Source organism: Phytomonospora sp. NPDC050363 (assembly GCF_040655735.1).
Taxonomy (GTDB): Bacteria; Actinomycetota; Actinomycetes; order Mycobacteriales; family Micromonosporaceae; genus Phytomonospora.
The window spans coordinates 208,656-224,971 of record NZ_JBFAKK010000007.1 but is presented as its reverse complement, the minus strand read 5'-3'; the positions used below and the strand labels follow the sequence as shown (position 1 = coordinate 224,971).

The following is a 16,316-nucleotide window of genomic DNA, read 5'->3' as shown; positions in this document are numbered from 1 at the left end:
CGCGCGTGGGCTAGTCGATGCGGTAGGCCTGCTCGTAGCGGGGCATCGACCCGAGCTCTTGGCGGCCGTTGCCGGTGGTGAGCCGGTCGACCTCCACCGCGAGGGTTTCCCGCGCCGTCTTCAGCTGTGCCTCGACCGTCCCGATCGCGTCCAGGAACGCCCGCGTGCGCGACAACCGCGCCTCGATCTCCTCCAGCTCCTCCGGCGAGGCCTGCTGGTCGAGGGCCTGCGCCGCCTGCGCGGCGGCGGCCTCGGCGTGTGTCTGCGCGGTGCGCAGCACCGAGTCGGCCTGCCCGCGAGCCTGGTAGATCAGCTGGCGGCAGTACTCCTGCGCCTGCGCGATGTAGGAGTCGGCCTGCTGCTGCGCCTGCGACAGGAGGTTGACCGCCTCGGCGGTCGGGCGGATCGGCGCGACGGTCGGGACGTGGCCGCGCGCGTTGGCGCTCTGCCAGTCCTTCAGCGCGTTCTTGACCTTCTCGGCCTCGACCCGAAGCCGTGCCTCGCGGGCGTCGCGGGCCGCCAGTTCCTCGGCGAGGCGGTTGAGGAAACGGTCGACCTCCTCGGTGTTGTAACCGCGCCGCCCAAGGGTGGTGCGGCTGAAGTCCGTGTGACGGACCTTGTCGGGGCTCAACTTGGGGCCACCTCGCGGCGCCGTGGCGTCGTCACCGGTCATGCCGGCGCCTCCTCACCTGTGCCGTCGAACTCTTCGCGGTGGATCTGGCGTTCGGGCACGCCCGCGTGCGCCAGTGCCGACACGCTCGTGGCGACCATCCCGGGCGGACCGCAGACGAAGACGTCGCATTCCAGCCAGCGGGCCTGCCGCAGCGCGATGCCCACAGGGTTTCCCTTGTGGACCGTTTGGGTCTGCTCGCCCTCGGCGACGCTCGGCACGACGTGGAACCAGTCGTGGCGGCCGGCGAAGTCGCGCAGCGCGGGCAGGTCGTAGAGGTCGCGGTGGTGCCGCGCGCCCCAGTAGAGGTAGACCTGGCGGCCGTCGTAGTTCTGCGCGATCTGCTCGGCGATCGCCTTCAGGGGGGCGAGTCCGGTGCCGCCGGCGAGCATGAGGACGTGCCGCGGCGGAGAGTCGGGCAGGCGCAGGCCGTTGCCCATGGGCGGGCCGATGCACAGTGTGTCGCCGGGTTGCGTGAACTCGACGAGCGCGGGGCTGACCTGCCCCGCGTCGGCCATGCGCACGTGGAAGTCGATGGTGCCGTCCTCCCGCGGAGCGTTCGCCGGGGAGTACTGCCGCCACATGCGCGGGCGGTGGGGGTGCTGGATCGTCAGCGACTGCCCCGCGCTGTAGACGAGGCGTTCGTGCGGGGCCACCCGGATGACGGCGAGGTCGAGGGTGCGCCGCTCGTGCGACACGACCTCGGCGTCCCACCAGGCCGGGGTCTCCTTCGCGGAGTCGTTGGCGGCCTCGGACATGACCTGGGCGACGATGCCGTAGGCGGCCTCCCAGTCGGCGGCCAGTTCGGGGGTCCAGTCGGCGCCGAGGAAGTGCTCGAGGGTCGCCAGCAGGGCCGACCCGACCGCCGGGTAATGGCCGTCGAGGACGGCGAACTTGCGGTGGTCGCGGCCGAGGTCCTGCAGGAAGGGGACCAGCGCGTCGACGTTGTCGACGTCGCTGACGATCCGCCCGAGCGCGGTGACCAGCCGGTCGCGCTGGGCGGCCATGCTGATGGGGAACATCTCCCGCGTCTCGGGGTGCTCCAGGAACAACGTCGAGTAGAAGAAGAGCGGGACTTGGTCGCCGTAGGCGGCGGCCTCGCCCCAGCTCCACTTCAACCGTGCTGCGTCGACCACTCAGGATCCCGCGTTCGGGTCCACGATGTCGTCGCGCACCGACTTGAGGGTCTGCGCGACCGCGTCGGCGATCTCGCCGGGGGCGCCCATGTCGTCGAGGACGCCGAGGAGGTGGGCCCCGACCTTCTCGTAGTGGGCGCCGGTGATGGCCAGCCCCCGGTGTGCGGCCGACAGCTCGCGGCCGCCGTACTCGGTGGGACCGCCGAGGACCTGCGACAGCAGCAGCACCTGGTGGCGCTTGAGCTGGGCGAGGTCGGTGTCGACGAAGTAGTGGGCGAGCTCGGGGTCGTCGAGGAGGCGGACGTAGAAACGCTCGACGGCCTCCTTGATGGTGGGGGCTCCACCGAGCTGGTCGTAGTAGGAGGGGGCTTCGGCAGCTGTCATGTCGCCTGCTTTCGCAATGGGGGCAGGATGTGCGCGGGCGTGTCGAGGCTGATGCTTCGAGGGGTTCTCGGCGGCCCGGCTGAGGGAAGGATCCTGACGAGATCGCGTCTGTGCCGCCGCCGATGCTACCGGTGGCCGATTCGGCCTCCCGGGGACACCCCGTCAGCAGTTTTAATCCATTGTGGACTGAGGTGTCATGCCTGCTCACCACCGGTTACCCATGGGTAGTATTTCGGGATTTCGGTGGCCTTCGCGGTACTCGCATCGTGACAGTCGCGGTGCCCTCGCCAACAGTGATTTAGGTGCGATTTAAGAGTGCCGGGCGAGGGTCATACGCTGTCGGCGTGGACCTGAGCCAGTACATCGCGCCCGTCGCCGACTTCCCGATCCCCGGCGTCGCCTTCAAGGACATCACGCCGTTGCTGGCCGACCCGGAGGCCTTCGGCGCCTCCGTGGACAGGCTGGCCGACCTCGTCGAAGGGCTCACGGTCGACCGGATCGCGGCCTTCGACGCCCGGGGTTTCCTATGGGCGGCGCCGCTGGCCTACAAGCTGGCGCTGCCGCTGGTGCCGATCCGCAAGGCCGGGAAGCTCCCGCGTGCGCGCCTGACCGAGAGCTACCAGGGCGAGTACGGGGTGGAGACCGTCGAGCTCCATGACGACGCGATCGGGGCCGGGGAGTCGGTGCTGCTGCTCGACGACGTTATCGCCACCGGCGGAAGCATGCTGGCCGGCTGCCGCCTGGTGGAGCGGCTCGGCGGGACGGTCGCGGCGTGCGCGGCGGTCATCGAGTTCGCGGGACTGGGCGCCCCTGCGGCGCTGGAGAACTACCGGACCCTGTCGCTGATCAAGTACTGACACGACGAGGCCGCCTCACCTGGGGGTGGGCGGCCTCGTGGTCGTGGCGGCTACTGGTGCGCGCCGAACTCACCGGAGTCCGAGGACTGCTGGGGGTGCGCGGTGCCCTCGGGCTGGGTGCGGCGCGTGGCGTCCTGCGTGGCCTGCTGCGAGACGCCGTACTGCGACGACTGGTAGGCGCTCTGCCCGAACTGCGAGGACTGCTGCTGGTTGCCGACCGAGGCCTTGAGGCTGGCCGACTCCTGTTCCACGCGCCCGAGGACCCGCTCCCAGCGATCCCGCATCGGCTGGATGAGGCCGCCGCCGAGGCCGACGATGGCGACGCCGCCGATGATCGCGAGGGCGGTGATGAACAGCGGCATGGTCACCGTGGTGCCGATGCCGATCTGGTTGAGCGCGGCGATCGCGGCGATGACGACGATGGCGATGCGCGAGATCATCGCGACGGTCCGGCCGTAGGAGACCGACGCGAGCATGTTGGAGACCAGGTCGTAGACGACGTTGGCGACCGCCATGGCGACGACCATGATGACCAGTGCGATGAACAGCTGCGGCAGCCAGGCCACGATCCCGTTGAGGAGCGTGCTGACGGGGTTGGCCCCGAAGGCGCCGAAGGCCAGCTGCAGGGTGAACAGCATGATCGCGTAGAAGACGATCATGCCGGTCAGTTGGCTGGCGCTGTAGCGGCCCGTGAAGCGGCGCAGCCCACCGCGCTCGGCGGCGCGGTCGAAGCCGACTTTCGACAGCAGCTTGACGGCGACCGTGCGCAGGATCCGGGCGACGATGTAGCCGATGACCAGGATCGCGAGGAAGGCGAGCGCGCGTGGAATGAACGCGACGATCGCGTCCAGTGCGTTCTGGAAGCTCTGTGAGATGTCCATAGCCGGAGGCTAAACCGGCTATGAGTGATTTTGGTCCTATTTGGCGCTATTGGACGGGCTCTCTCCGGAAGTACTAGGAGGTCGGCCAAGTCCGCCAGTTGAGCCACGCGCGGCTGGGCGTGGGACCGCGTTGTCCCTGGTAGCGCGACCCGTACACGGCCGAGCCGTAGGGGTGGTCGGCCGGCGAGGACAGGCCGAAGATGCACAGCTGGCCGATCTTCATGCCCGGCCACAGCGTGATGGGCAGGTTCGCCACGTTCGACAGTTCGAGCGTGACGTGGCCGGAGAAGCCGGGGTCGATGAACCCGGCGGTGGAGTGCGTCAGCAGGCCCAGGCGGCCGAGGCTCGACTTCCCGTCGAGGCGGGCGGCCAGGTCGTCGGCGAGGCTCACGGTCTCCAGAGTGGAGCCGAGCACGAACTCGCCGGGGTGGAGCACGAAGGGCTCGCCGTCGGTGATCTCGACCAGGGAGGTGAGGTCGTCCTGCTGCACGGCCGGGTCGATGTGGGTGTACTTCGAGTTGTTGAAGACGCGGAACCACCGGTCGAGGCGCACGTCGACCGACGCGGGCTGGATGAGGGTCGGCTCGAACGGTTCGAGGCCGAGGCGACCCGCTTTGACGGCGGCGGTGAGGTCCCGGTCAGACAAGAGCATGGAACGGACCCTAACCGAGGCCGGGAAACAACGGACGGTCGCACCGCAGGGTGCGACCGTCCGGAAATCTGCTAACACCGTGCTCAGTGCCGGTATGCGAACCAGAAGTCGATCATCCGGTCGCTCTGCCCCTCGGTGAACTCGGTCATGCACTCGTCGGTGCCGTAGTCCATGTAGTTGTGGAAGGGGTCGCCGCCGGGTTTCCCGGGGCAGGAGTCGCGGCTGGCGCAGTCGAAGCGCGGCTCGGCCTCGGCGGGCGTGTCGTCGACGTAGTCGCCGTCGCCGCGGCATCCCCCCTGGAAGGTGTGGTAGAGCCCCAGCCAGTGGCCGACCTCGTGGGTGGCGGTGTCGCCCTCGTTGTACGGGGCCGCGCCGCCGCCGGGGAGGCTGCGGTTGAGAAGGATGACACCGTCTTGGTCGCCCTCCTGGTCGGAGGGGAAGGTCGCCCACCCGAGCAGGCCCGCCGGCACCGACGCCGAGTAGATGTTGAGCGTGCCCATGCCCCCGCGGTGCAGTTCCGACTTCATCTCGCGCTCGGCGCTGGAGTCCTGCTCGACCTTGAACCAGTCGTCGTCGGCGGTGCGGGTCGTGCGGATCAGCTGGAAGCGGAACGGGGTCTCCGCGCCGCCCACCTCACCGGCGTAGGCCTCGTTGAGGACGTCGATCTGGTCGTCGATGCGCCCATCGGAGACGTTGCCCTTGCCCTCGTCGTCGGTGATGACGTGGAAGACGACGGGGATCACGATCTCTCCGCCGACCACGCCGGGCACACCGCCGCGACTGTCGAGCCGAGACCGCATCTCGCCCTCGCGGGCCGCCGCCTCTCGGGGGGTGAGCTCGCCGCCGTCGTCGATGAACCCCGCGTCGGGCGTGACCCGCGCACCCGCCGACCCCGCCGGGTCGCATTCGAGGGGTGCCGCCGAGGCGGGGCCGCCGACCACGGAGGCCGCCAGCGAGAGGGCGCACACCGCGCCGACCGCCAGCGCCCGTCCGAGGCTTCGAGGGAGATGGACTCGCGTCATTACTACTCCTCGCCGGTGCTCTAAGTAGACAGAAAGCCGGGCGAACCCGACCTTTTGCCGGAGCGTACGACACTTCGGGAGGACACGAAGGTTGCTTCACGACATAGGGGAGTGAGGGCGCTCGAAAGGCATCCGCTACAGTGGGGGTTCTCGCGGATGTAGTTCAATGGTAGAACTTCAGCTTCCCAAGCTGACAGTGCGGGTTCGATTCCCGTCATCCGCTCCATAGTGAACAGCGAGGTCAGGGAGGGTTTCCTGACCTCGCTGCTTCGTTTCCCGGGCCCGTCTTCATCGCCGGGTGCCGTCAGGCCACTTTGGGCAGTGTGGGTCACTGCCGGCTGTCTCCCGCCGCGACGACGTCGTCGATGCGAGGTGACGACGCGGCGGCCGCTTCGTCGGCGGCGCTGCCGGAGGCACTGGCGGCGGCCAGCACGTCGGCGGGGACGTGCCGTTCCAGGAATCGGCGGGCCGTCCGGGTGGCCGGGTGGATGAAGACGGTGGCCAGCACGATGACGCCGGCAATCACCAGCCAGCCGGCGGCTCCCCAGTTCAGGGCGAGGAACGTGTAGGCCGCCGGCGCCCCGACCTTGCCGAGGGTGATGGTCAGTTCGGAAGCGCCCTGGTAGGCGCCCCGCCGCCGCGGGTCCATGAGCTCGGCCTCGAAGGTCCAGGTCGCCGCCGACATGTAGAGCTCGGCGCCGGTGAGCGCGATGTGGCCCAGCCAGATCAGTGCGATCGTCGCCCAGCCGACGGTCTCGTGCGTGGCGAGCGTGATCAGGCAGGAGATGACGAAGAGGGCCGACGACAGGCGGACGGCCTTGAGAGCCGTGGAGACGTTCTTGACTCCGCGGGCGGCGGCCATCGGCAGGATGATGCACATGACCGTGTTGGTGCCGAAGAGGAAGGCCAGCAGCACGGGCGGGGCGTCGGTCTGCTGGACCAGCCAGAGCGGGATGACGACGTTGAGCACCGCCTGGTTGGTCCAGAACACTCCGGTCAGGAACCCGGTGAGAAGCCAGCCGGGGTTGCGCAGGGGCCCAGGTCCGGGGATGCGCGTCTTGCGCTCCTGCGGGCTGCGTTCGTCGTGCGGGGCCTTCGGCAGCCGGATGACCGCGGCCGCGTTGATCAGCATGATCAGGGCGGTGAACCAGGGCAGGGCCCGCAGGACGTCGCTGGATTGGAACGCGAGCGCGACACCGCCGATCGCGGCGCCGAGGGTGAAGCCGAGGTTGAGCGCGGAGTACATGTAGGCGCGCGATTTGACCCGTTCGTCCGGCGGCAGCACGTCGAGCGTGTAAGCGCCGTGCGCGGTCATGCCGAGCGCGCCGATCACCTCCACGCACACGGCCATCACGACGAAGCCGGTGAAGTCAGTGATGAACGGCCAGACCGTGAACACGACCGCCATCCCGGCGCCGCTCAGCGCCCACATCCGCTTCGGCCCGAAGCGGTCGACCAGTTTGCCCATCGGCACGGCGGCAAGGAAGGCGGCGACACCGGCGACCGTCAGGCCGACGCCGACCTGGGCCGCGGACAGTCCGACGATCTTGGTGAAGAACACCGCTGAGCCGGTCATGAACGCGCCGTCGCCGAGTGCGAACAGCAGCGACTGGAGGGAGAGGCGTCCGGCCAGGCGCGATGGCGGGCGGGCGTGGCCGAGCAGGGCGGAGATCATCACCGGGGGATTTTCGGCAGGCCGCGCCACGGGTGTCACCCCATTTTCACGGCACGACGAGCCGAATGTTTCCCGCGACCGTTCACCGACCGGACCTGCGCCGCCGGAGCCGAACCGGAAATCGTCCGGCAAATGCCGCCATACGTTCCGGCAGCCCGCCCGAATTGTGAAGATGGCCGGTCGGACCGTCGTCGGCCGCGCGAGCGGGACACGTACCCCTAGTGGGCTTGGTCACGAGAGATTTCCCGCCATGCCCGTGCGGAAAACGCAGCTCAGGGCCGCTCCTCCATTATGGAGACCGGCCCTGACGCGCGGGGCCGGCCACGCCGCTCGGGGGCCTTCGCGTTCACCTTGTACCGTTCCCAAAGCCGTCCGCCGACGGGAACGGCGACTTTTCCGGCGAACCGGGCCAGACCGGCCGGACCGGATAAATCGTTGCGTTCCCATGACCTTCTCAAGACCCGCCGGGAACAACTTGGGAGGATGGTGGATCTTCAGTCGACGGGTCACCACCCGCCGGCGGACCAGCCTCACAGAGGGGAGCCGTCAGTGCGCGCGAACCGCCAGGGTCGACCCGACCCGCACAGTGCTTCGTACCCCAGTGTTTCGGAGACCGGCGCGTCGGAGAGCGGGGCTCCACGCTCCGAACGGCCCGGGGCTCCGGGGTACGCCGACGTCGTCGCCGCCGCCGAATGGCTCGCCGGACGCGTCGTCCACACTCCCCTCGTCCGCTCCCGCGCCCTCGACGAGCACGCCGGCGTGCGCCTGTGGCTCAAGGCCGAGAACCTCCAGCACGGCGGCTCCTACAAGTTCCGCGGCGCCATGCGCGCCGTCGGGCGCCTCGCCGCGACCGGCACCGCCGAGGGCGTCATCGCCCAGAGCACCGGCAACCACGGCTACGCCGTGGCCATGGCCGCCGCCGAACACGGCCTGCCCGCCGCGATCGTGCTCCCCGTCGACGCCGCCACCACCAAGGTCGACCTGATCGCGGCCACCGGCGCCGAGGTCCACCTCGTCGGCACCACCGTCGAAGAGCGCCTCGACACCGTCGCCAAACTGCACGCCGTCTCCGGCCACACCGTCATCGACGCCTACGACCACCCCGACGTGGTCTGCGGCCAGGGCACCGCCACCCTCGAACTCCTCGACGACGTCGCCGCCGCCGGAGGCCGCCTCGACGCCGTGGTCGTCCCCGTCGGCGGTGGCGGCGGAGTCGCCGGTGCCTGCCTGGCCGCCTCACGCGAGGAAACCCCACCGCGCGTCTACGGAGTCGAGCCGGTCGGCTGCGACTCCCTCCACCGCAGCCTCGCCGCCGGCACCCGCGTCACCGTCCCGCCCGCCCCGACCCTCGCCGACGGCCTGCGGCCGTCCACGGTCGGCGAACTCCCCTTCGGCATCCTGCGCGACGTCATCGCCGACGTCCTCCTGGTCGACGACCAGGCGATCGCGCACGCGTTCACACAGGCCGTCTTCTCGGCCAAACTCCTCGTCGAGCCATCGGCCGCGGCCGCACTGGCCGGGGCGCTCGCCCTGGCCGCCGCGGGCGGGGTGCACGATATCGGCGTCCTGTTGACCGGCGGCAACGTCGACGCCGGTTCGGTATCCACGATTCTCTCGACGTACCAGGAGGTTTCGGCATGAGTGCCATCCGTGTAGGTGTCCTCTTCGGGGGTCCCTCGGCCGAGCACACGGTCTCGGCGGCATCCGCGCTGGGCGTCGCCCGCGCCCTTCCCCGCGAGCGCTTCACGCCCGTGGTCATCGGCGTAGGGAGGGACGGCTCCTTCCACCTGCTCCCCGAAGACGACGTCAAGGCTTTCCTCAACCAGAGCGGCGCGACCCTCGCCATCGAGGACCGCCTCGAAGTCGGCGGCCCGGCCGTCGAGCTGCGCTCGGCGCGCCCGGACGCCGGGGTCCACATCGTCCTCGACGGAGAGGTCGTCGACACCGTCGACGCCTTCTTCCCCGTTCTGCACGGCCCCTTCGGCGAGGACGGCGTCCTCCAGGGCCTCCTCGAATCGCTCGGCGCCCCCTACGCCGGCTGCGGCGTCGCCGCCTCGGCGGTCGGCATGGACAAGGTCGCCATGAAGCGCGCCTTCAAGGCCGAAGGCGTCCCGGTCACCCCGCACGTGTGGATCGACGAGGCCCGCTGGAACGCCGCGGACAACCCCGCCGAGTTCGTCGACGGCCTCGAACTCCCCCTGTTCGTCAAGCCCGCCAACATGGGCTCGTCGATCGGCATCAGCCGCGTCGACGACCTCGGCGAACTGCCCGAGGCGGTCAAGTCCGCGCTCGTCTACGACCCGGTCGTCATCATCGAGCAGGGCGTCAAGAACGCCCGCGAGCTGGAGGCCGGCGTCCTCGGCGGCTTCGAGCCGCGCGTGTCGGTCGTCGGCGAGGTCACCGTCGCCGAGGGCGTGTTCGACTTCGACCAGAAGTACCTCGGCACCGAGGACCCGATGATCGTCCCGGCCGACCTGCCCGAAGAGATCTCCGAGCAGATCCGCGAGCTGTCGCTGCGCGCCTTCCGCGCCATCGGCGGCTGGGGACTCGCCCGCGTCGACTTCCTCTACGACGAGGCCGCCGGCGAGATCTACGTCAACGAGCTCAACACCCTGCCCGGCTTCACCGCGCACTCGATGTACCCGAAGGTGTGGGCACCGCTCGGCATCACCTACGCGCAGCTGACCGCCGAACTCCTCGACCTGGCCTTCGAGCGCCACGAGCTCTACAGCCGCAAGAGGAGCGCCGCGTGATCCTGCTGTCCGACCCGCGGATCGCCGCCATCCCCGGCCACGACAACGGCGAGGCCCTCATCGACCTGCGCCGGGTCGGCGAACTGCGCCTCGACCCGCGCCTGGCCGACGAGGACGGCATGTTCGCCCGCCTGCGCGAAGGCGTCCTCGACCGGCTCCTGAGCGCCCAGCGCTCCCTGCCGGACGGGCTGCGCCTGCTCATCGTCGAGGCCTACCGGCCCCCGCACCTCCAGCGCAAGTACTTCGAGAGCTACCGCGACGAGCTGCGCGACACCTACCCGGACTGGGACGAGGACCGCCTGCACGTCGAGGCCAGCAAGTACGTCTCCCCGCCCGAGGTCGCCCCGCACGGCACCGGAGGCACCGTCGACCTGACCCTGTGCACCGCCGAGGGCGTCGAACTCGACATGGGCACCGCCGTCAACGACAGCCCCGAGGCCAGCGCCAACGCCTGCTTCACCGAGTCACCCTCGGTCGTCGGCGAGGCGCGAAGAAACCGGGACCTCCTCAGCGCCGCCCTCCGCGGCGCCGGGATGGTCAACTACCCGACCGAGTGGTGGCACTGGTCCCACGGGGACCGCTACTGGGCCTTCACCCTCAACGCCTCCCACACCCGCTACGGGCCTGTGGAGATCACCTGACATCCGACTGACCGGAAAGGACGTGACCCGGTGGCGCGCGTACTGCTGATCGAAGACGACCTCGCCATCGGCGAGGGCCTCCAGATGGCTCTGCGGCGGCAGGACCACACCGTGCGGGTCGCGACCACCGGCGAACGGGGCCTCGACCAGTTCCGGGCCGAGGTCCCCGACATCGTCGTGCTCGACCTGATGCTCCCCGGCATCGACGGTTTCGCCGTCTGCCGCCAGATCCGCGGCGCCGGGGACGTCCCGATCATCATGCTCACCGCCCGCGCCGAGGACATCGACGTCGTCGCGGGGCTCGAAGCCGGCGCCGACGACTACGTCGTCAAACCGGTCCAGCCCCGCGTCCTCGACGCCCGCATCCGCGCCGTCCTTCGCCGCATCGGCGCCGAACGCGCCGAACGCGAACAGCACGGCGCGCTCAGCATCGACCGCTCGGCGCTCGTCGTGGCCAAGAACGGCGCCCAGATCGCCCTCGCCCCCACCGAACTGCGCCTCCTCCTCGAACTCACCCGCTCGCCCGGCCGGGTCCTCAACCGCCAGCAGCTCCTCCAAGCCGTCTGGGAGCACAACTACCTCGGCGACTCCCGCCTCGTCGACGCCTGCGTGCAGCGCCTGCGCGTCAAGATCGAGGACGACCCGGCCAGCCCCGTCTACGTGCAGACCATGCGCGGCTTCGGGTACCGCTTCGGACCGCTCCCTCCGGGCTGAACCATGGGTTTCCTGCGTACCGGCCTGCGCTCGCGGATGGTGATCACCTACATCCTGATCAGCATCCTGTCGGCGGGCGCCACCGCGGCCGCCGGTTACGTCGAGGCCCGCACCACGATCCTGCGCGACAGCCAGGACCCGGCGGTCGGCGCGCTGACCAACGCCGTCGACAAACTCGCCGACTCCATCCGCCTGCCGCCCGAGCAGGGAGAACTCGACCAGCTGGCCGCCGAACTGCAGGAGGCCGCCGGCGGTGAGGTCGCCGTCGTCTACGGATCGAACCGGTCCCGGTCCGGACCCCCGCTCGACCAGTTCACCACGAGCCTGCGGGAGGCCATCCGCACCGGCGAGAGCGTCGTCTGGCAGCGGGTGATGATCGAGGGCGACCCGGTGCTGACCATCGGGATGCCCTTCCTGATCCAGACCCCCGACAAGCAACTCACCGCCTCGGGCCTGGAGATCTACAGCGCCCGCCCGATGCTCGCCGAGCAGGAGAGCGTCGACCGCATGGCCACCGCCCAGTGGACCGGCATCGGCGCCGTGGTCATCGCGATCATCTTCGCGCTGCTCGCCGCGCACAGCGTGCTGCGGCCCGTGCGGGAACTCGCGGTCGCGGCGAAACGCTGGGGCCAGGGCGAACTCGACATCCGCCTCGACGTGCGCGGCCGCGACGAACTCGCCGACCTGTCGCGGACCTTCAACCAGAGCGCCGACGCCGTCGCCCACCATGTCGCCGAACTCGAACGGGTCGAGGCCGACGCGCGGCGCTTCGTCGCCGACGTCTCCCACGAGCTGCGCACGCCCTTGGCGGCGATGACCGCCGTCGTGGACGTCCTCGACGAGGAGGCCGAGCACCTCACCGGGGACGCGGCGTCGGCGGCGCGGCTGGTCAGTCAGGAGACCCGCAACCTCAACCGCCTTGTCGACGACCTGATCGAGATCTCCCGCTTCGACTCGAAGTCGGCGGGGCTGATCCTCGACGACGTGGACATGGGCGAGGCGGTGGCGTCGAGCCTGCGGGCACGCGGGTGGTCGGAGCAGGTGTCCGTCGAGCTTCCGGCGAGGCTGACCGCGCGCCTCGACCCGCGTCGCCTCGACGTGATCGTGGCGAACCTGGTCGGCAACGCGTTGCGGCACGGTGGGGCGCCGGTGGAGGTGCGCTTGTCGGGCGGCGCCGAGGAGGTCGTCATCGAGGTCGCCGACCGTGGTCCGGGGCTCGCGCCGGACGTGATCGGGCATGTCTTCGACCGTTTCTACAAGGCCGACACCGCGCGCGGGCGTTCGTCGGGGAGCGGCCTGGGCCTGGCGATCGCGAGGGAGAACGCGCGGCTGCACGGCGGGGAGCTGTCGGCGGCGAACCGTGAGGGCGGGGGCGCGGTGTTCACGATGAGGCTGCCGAGAGGGTCGCGATGAAACGGGTGCTGGCGCTGGTGTGCGGGCTGTTGCTGCTGGCGGGGTGCGGGGTGCGGCCGAGCGAGGTGATCCCGGCGGGTGACGCACCGAAGCAGCACGCGACGATCCAGGTGATGCTCTACTGGCTTGAGGAGGGCCGCCTCGTCGCCCAGCCTCGGTTGGTGGGGGAGGCGCTCGACCTTGACGGGGCTGTCGCGATGCTGATGGCGGGGCCGACCCCCTCGGAGCTCGCGTTCGATCTGGGGACGGCGTTGCCCGGTGGCGACTTCGATGTCTCGGTGCTCTCCGACGGGAACGGAATCGAGGTCCGCTTCGAGACCTCCGTGGCCGGCTGGAGCGGCCTGGCGGTGGACCAGGTCGTCTGCACCGCGGTGGCCGCCGAGAACCGATACGGTTCGGTGGCCGCCTTCGATCGGTACGGTTCGGTGCTGGTCGCGGGCGACGACTTCAGCTTCGAAGCCCGTCAGTGCCCGCTCCTGTGACCCCGAATTGTGGCTTGTTACACAACCGTGACATTCCCCGGAACCCTCCAGGACATCCCCACCCCACCATGAACCCATGACCACCTACGTCCCCCAGCCCCACCGCCGCACCTGGGCCGCCACCGCCGCCCTCGCGCTCGGCGCGCTGCTGTGCGCTTCGGCGGCGGTCATGACCTACGTCGTGGCCGTGCAGACCTACACCGGGCAGGCCCTGGAGAACCAGGGCCTCAACATCACGACCGAGACCGTGCCCCACCCCTCGGCGCTGGCGTTGCTCGGGCTCGTCGGCTCGCCGCCCCTCATCATCGGTGCCCTGGCGGCCATCCTGCTGATCGGCGTACTCACCCGGGACCACACCGGTGGTCGCCGCCGTGTCCGCTACGGCGTCGCCGGCACCGCCGTCGCCGCGCTCTCCATCGCCACCACCGAGCTGCTGAAGCAAACACTGCCCCGCCCGGATCTGGACGTGTACGGCAGCGGGTCGCCGCTGCACAACAGTTTCCCCAGCGGGCACACCACCGTCGCCGCATCCGTGGCCTTCGGGCTCATCCTCGCCGCCCCACCCTTCTGGCGCGGCATCCTCGCCGCCCCAGCCTTGCTCGCGATCGGTCTGGTCGCCGCCTCCACCATCGTCACCGGCTGGCACCGCGTCTCCGACACTGTGGGCGCCACCCTCATCGCCGCCACCTACCTGCTCCTGGCCGCCACCCTCATGCGCCTCCCCAAGCCGCCCGCACCCACCACACCCCATCTCCCCGCCGCCCCCACCCCACCGACCACCCACCCCGCCACCGGCCCCCACGCCACTCACCCACCCGCCACCGAGCACCCCACCCAACACCACCGCACCCCCGCCCCCATCTGGGCCAGACCCGGCACCACCTCCGCCGGCACCACCTCCACCGGCACCACAGTGGCCACCCACCCCGGCCGCTGACACCCAGGCAGTAGCGGCAGACCGAAAGGGGGAACGGCCGAACGGCGGAACGGCGGGAAGCTGACGGCGGAAGACCGCCGAGGAGAACCAGCGGCAGCCGACAGGCCGCTCCGCCGGCCAGCAAGGTGGGGCCCGCTCGCGTCGCTGAGGGCACCGGCCCGCGCGCCGCGCGAGGTTTCCCGGGAGACGCCACGGTGCGCCGGTCCGCCGGGCCGCCGAGGCCCGCCGGGCGCGAGGGCGTTGACCGGGTTGTGGTGCCGGGCGGGTTGCCCACGCCCCCCGCCGACCGCGCGGGCGTTGACCGGGTTGTGGTGCCGGGCGGGTTCCCCACGCCCCACGCCGGCCCGAAGGGTCACCGGCTTCCCGACGGCCCCCGCTCTGTCTTCCCCTGCACTGCCGAAGGTCCGCCGCTGCCGTCGCGGTGACGAGGTGCGTGCGACGGGTCCGCCGTTGCCGCCGCGAAGGCCGTGCGTGCGCTCGCCGGGTTGTGGTCTTGAGCGTGCCCCGCCGACCCGAAACGCCGCCGGTATCCCGACGGACTCAGCCCCGTCTGCCGCCGCAGCCTCAGCCTCAGGATTCCCGTTGGGCGCCGAGGTGCCCCATCCGCGCGCAGGTGTCAGCCGGGCTGCCCCCCCCGCTGATCGCGCTGGTCCTGCACGCGGACAGCCGGCGCTCAGGCGGTCGCGGCGGGCGGGAACCCTCCACTCCGCGCTGCGGCGCCAAGCGGCGAAACCAGCCGCCCTCGAAGGCGAGCGCGCCCCACAGGAAGCCGGAACGGAGGACTCAAGGAACCCGAAAACCAGAACCACACGGAGCCAGGCTCCAGGCTCCACCGAGCCACGCCCTGCCGCACCTCGCCTCGCCTCCCCACACCCCGCCGCACCTCGCCTCGCCTCACTGTTGCACACGGCACCGGACAACGCCTCGCTCAACCACGCCAGACCAGGCCGGGAACCAGACACGACACACCACGTTGGACCGCGCGAGGCCAGGCCACGCCGGACCAAGCCAGCCCCAGGCGCACGCGAGGCCGGGCCACGGTGCACCACACCAACCGGGCCGCGCCGCGCCGCGCCGCCGGACCGAGCCACGCCCGGACAAGCCGGACCGGACCGAGCAGCGAGAGGCCGCACCCCGCTGGGCGCCCCTCCACGCCTTGCCCAACCACGCCAGCCCGGGCCTCCGGAGCCGAACCGGGACGCGCCACTCTGAGCACCGCCCCAGCCCGGGCTGCGCCGCGCGAGGCCAGGCCATGCGAGCCGAGCCACGACACCTCGCCGAACCACGCCGGGCCTGGGCCGGTGCTCGCCACGCCAGCCCGGGCCGCGCCTCCGGACCTAGCCACGCCGGATCAGGCCGGAACCGGACCGCGCCACGCGTGACCGGGCCACGCAGGCGCGCCACCCGGCCTCGCCGAACCACGCCTCGCCTTGCTCCGCCTAGCCACACCGGGCCAGGGGCCGGAAAGACCAACCAGACCCATGACCCGGCCGCACATCCGCACATCCGCGCCAGACCCTGCGCCTCCTCCGCCATTACGCAGCCCCCATTCCAGCCGCAACTGACGGCGCGGCAGGGCTGGCTAGCCAGGACCACGTGGCCAGCAAGCACCGGTAGACCTCCGAGCCGCCACCTCCGACGCGACCAAGCGGAAAGCTGACCACGCCTGCTCGCTCGGCCAGCCATACCGAAGAGCCCGGAGAAGCCGGGTACCGGGGTGCCGGGCATGCGGGCCGGACCATGCCACGCTGGGCCACGCCACGCCACGCCACACCGCCCGCGCCGGAGGCCGGAAGCCGGACCACACCGCGCCAATCCACGCTGGCCGCGCCACACAACCTGCGACTCCTCCGCCACCGCCACCGTGGCCCCACCGGCCGCTGCCGCCAGCACCGCAAGGCGGGAGGCTAGCGACAGCAGCACAGCGAGCGAACTAGGACGGGAACACCGAGGGACGCCGACGCCGGTGGTCGAGTAGGCCGCCGAGGCGACCTGCGCAGGACCGGTGACGCCCGAGCTAGGGCCCCGACGCCGCGCTTTGCCCCGCCGGCCGCGCCGGACGATGCCATGCCGCTGGGCCGTCAATGGGCCGCACCTGA

General features: G+C 71.0%; 15 protein-coding genes and 1 tRNA gene. 9 read left to right on the top strand and 7 right to left on the bottom strand.

Features of this window, described 5'->3' with window-relative positions; translation table 11 throughout:
- Positions 1–10: 10 nt before the first annotated feature.
- The 3 genes from AB0I28_RS20760 to AB0I28_RS20750 are packed head-to-tail and all read right to left on the bottom strand — an operon-like array spanning position 11 to position 2,190.
- The gene (locus tag AB0I28_RS20760; RefSeq protein WP_357495568.1) at positions 11–673 is read right to left on the bottom strand and encodes a DivIVA domain-containing protein; all 663 of its coding nucleotides are present in this window, start codon (positions 671–673) and stop codon (positions 11–13) included.
- Positions 670–1,806 carry a globin domain-containing protein gene (locus AB0I28_RS20755; protein ID WP_357495566.1) on the bottom strand — a complete coding sequence of 379 codons (1,137 nt, stop codon included), beginning with the start codon at positions 1,804–1,806 and terminating at the stop codon, positions 670–672. The genes AB0I28_RS20760 and AB0I28_RS20755 overlap by 4 nt, the downstream gene beginning before the upstream one ends.
- On the bottom strand, positions 1,807–2,190 hold the full coding sequence (locus AB0I28_RS20750; protein ID WP_357495565.1) for a group 1 truncated hemoglobin: 384 nt from the start codon (positions 2,188–2,190) through the stop codon (positions 1,807–1,809).
- Positions 2,191–2,534: 344 nt separating this feature from the next.
- Between AB0I28_RS20750 and AB0I28_RS20745 the strand changes: the two genes are divergently transcribed.
- Entirely contained in the window at positions 2,535–3,047 is a 513-nt protein-coding gene (locus tag AB0I28_RS20745) for an adenine phosphoribosyltransferase (protein ID WP_357495563.1), read from the top strand.
- A gap of 50 nt (positions 3,048–3,097) precedes the next feature.
- Here the strand turns inward: AB0I28_RS20745 and AB0I28_RS20740 are convergent, their stop codons facing one another.
- From AB0I28_RS20740 to AB0I28_RS20730, 3 genes are all read right to left on the bottom strand, one after another.
- The gene (locus AB0I28_RS20740; RefSeq protein ID WP_357495561.1) at positions 3,098–3,928 is read right to left on the bottom strand and encodes a hypothetical protein; all 831 of its coding nucleotides are present in this window, start codon (positions 3,926–3,928) and stop codon (positions 3,098–3,100) included.
- Positions 3,929–4,001: 73 nt separating this feature from the next.
- Positions 4,002–4,580, bottom strand: a complete 579-nt coding sequence (gene dcd, locus AB0I28_RS20735; protein ID WP_357495559.1) for a dCTP deaminase — start codon at positions 4,578–4,580, stop codon at positions 4,002–4,004.
- Between the two features lie 83 nt (positions 4,581–4,663).
- Complete coding sequence (locus AB0I28_RS20730; protein WP_357495557.1) at positions 4,664–5,602, bottom strand: zinc metalloprotease; 939 nt, start codon at positions 5,600–5,602, stop codon at positions 4,664–4,666.
- Between the two features lie 152 nt (positions 5,603–5,754).
- Between AB0I28_RS20730 and AB0I28_RS20725 the strand changes: the two genes are divergently transcribed.
- Positions 5,755–5,828 (top strand) — tRNA-Gly (locus AB0I28_RS20725).
- Between the two features lie 102 nt (positions 5,829–5,930).
- Here AB0I28_RS20725 and AB0I28_RS20720 read toward each other — a convergent pair.
- Entirely contained in the window at positions 5,931–7,277 is a 1,347-nt protein-coding gene (locus tag AB0I28_RS20720) for an MFS transporter (RefSeq protein WP_357495954.1), read from the bottom strand.
- 549 nt (positions 7,278–7,826) lie between these two features.
- Here AB0I28_RS20720 and AB0I28_RS20715 point away from each other — a divergent pair.
- The 7 genes from AB0I28_RS20715 (at position 7,827) to AB0I28_RS20685 (ending at position 14,217) form a co-directional block, all read left to right on the top strand.
- Complete coding sequence (locus AB0I28_RS20715; RefSeq protein WP_357495555.1) at positions 7,827–8,918, top strand: pyridoxal-phosphate dependent enzyme; 1,092 nt, start codon at positions 7,827–7,829, stop codon at positions 8,916–8,918.
- Positions 8,915–10,030: a D-alanine--D-alanine ligase family protein gene (locus AB0I28_RS20710; protein WP_357495554.1), complete on the top strand. Its 1,116-nt coding sequence runs from the start codon at positions 8,915–8,917 to the stop codon at positions 10,028–10,030. Before AB0I28_RS20715 ends, AB0I28_RS20710 begins: the two co-directional genes overlap by 4 nt.
- Positions 10,027–10,671 (top strand): M15 family metallopeptidase, encoded by a 645-nt coding sequence (locus AB0I28_RS20705; RefSeq protein ID WP_357495552.1) that lies wholly within the window; start codon positions 10,027–10,029, stop codon positions 10,669–10,671. The genes AB0I28_RS20710 and AB0I28_RS20705 overlap by 4 nt, the downstream gene beginning before the upstream one ends.
- Positions 10,672–10,701: 30 nt before the next feature.
- Positions 10,702–11,385 carry a response regulator transcription factor gene (locus AB0I28_RS20700; protein WP_357495550.1) on the top strand — a complete coding sequence of 228 codons (684 nt, stop codon included), beginning with the start codon at positions 10,702–10,704 and terminating at the stop codon, positions 11,383–11,385.
- Positions 11,386–11,388: 3 nt separating this feature from the next.
- Positions 11,389–12,798: a HAMP domain-containing sensor histidine kinase gene (locus AB0I28_RS20695; RefSeq protein ID WP_357495548.1), complete on the top strand. Its 1,410-nt coding sequence runs from the start codon at positions 11,389–11,391 to the stop codon at positions 12,796–12,798.
- A gap of 5 nt (positions 12,799–12,803) precedes the next feature.
- Positions 12,804–13,280, top strand: coding sequence for a hypothetical protein (locus AB0I28_RS20690; RefSeq protein WP_357495547.1), 477 nt, complete (start codon positions 12,804–12,806; stop codon positions 13,278–13,280).
- Between the two features lie 76 nt (positions 13,281–13,356).
- The gene (locus AB0I28_RS20685; protein ID WP_357495545.1) at positions 13,357–14,217 is read left to right on the top strand and encodes a phosphatase PAP2 family protein; all 861 of its coding nucleotides are present in this window, start codon (positions 13,357–13,359) and stop codon (positions 14,215–14,217) included.
- Positions 14,218–16,316 lie beyond the last annotated feature (2,099 nt).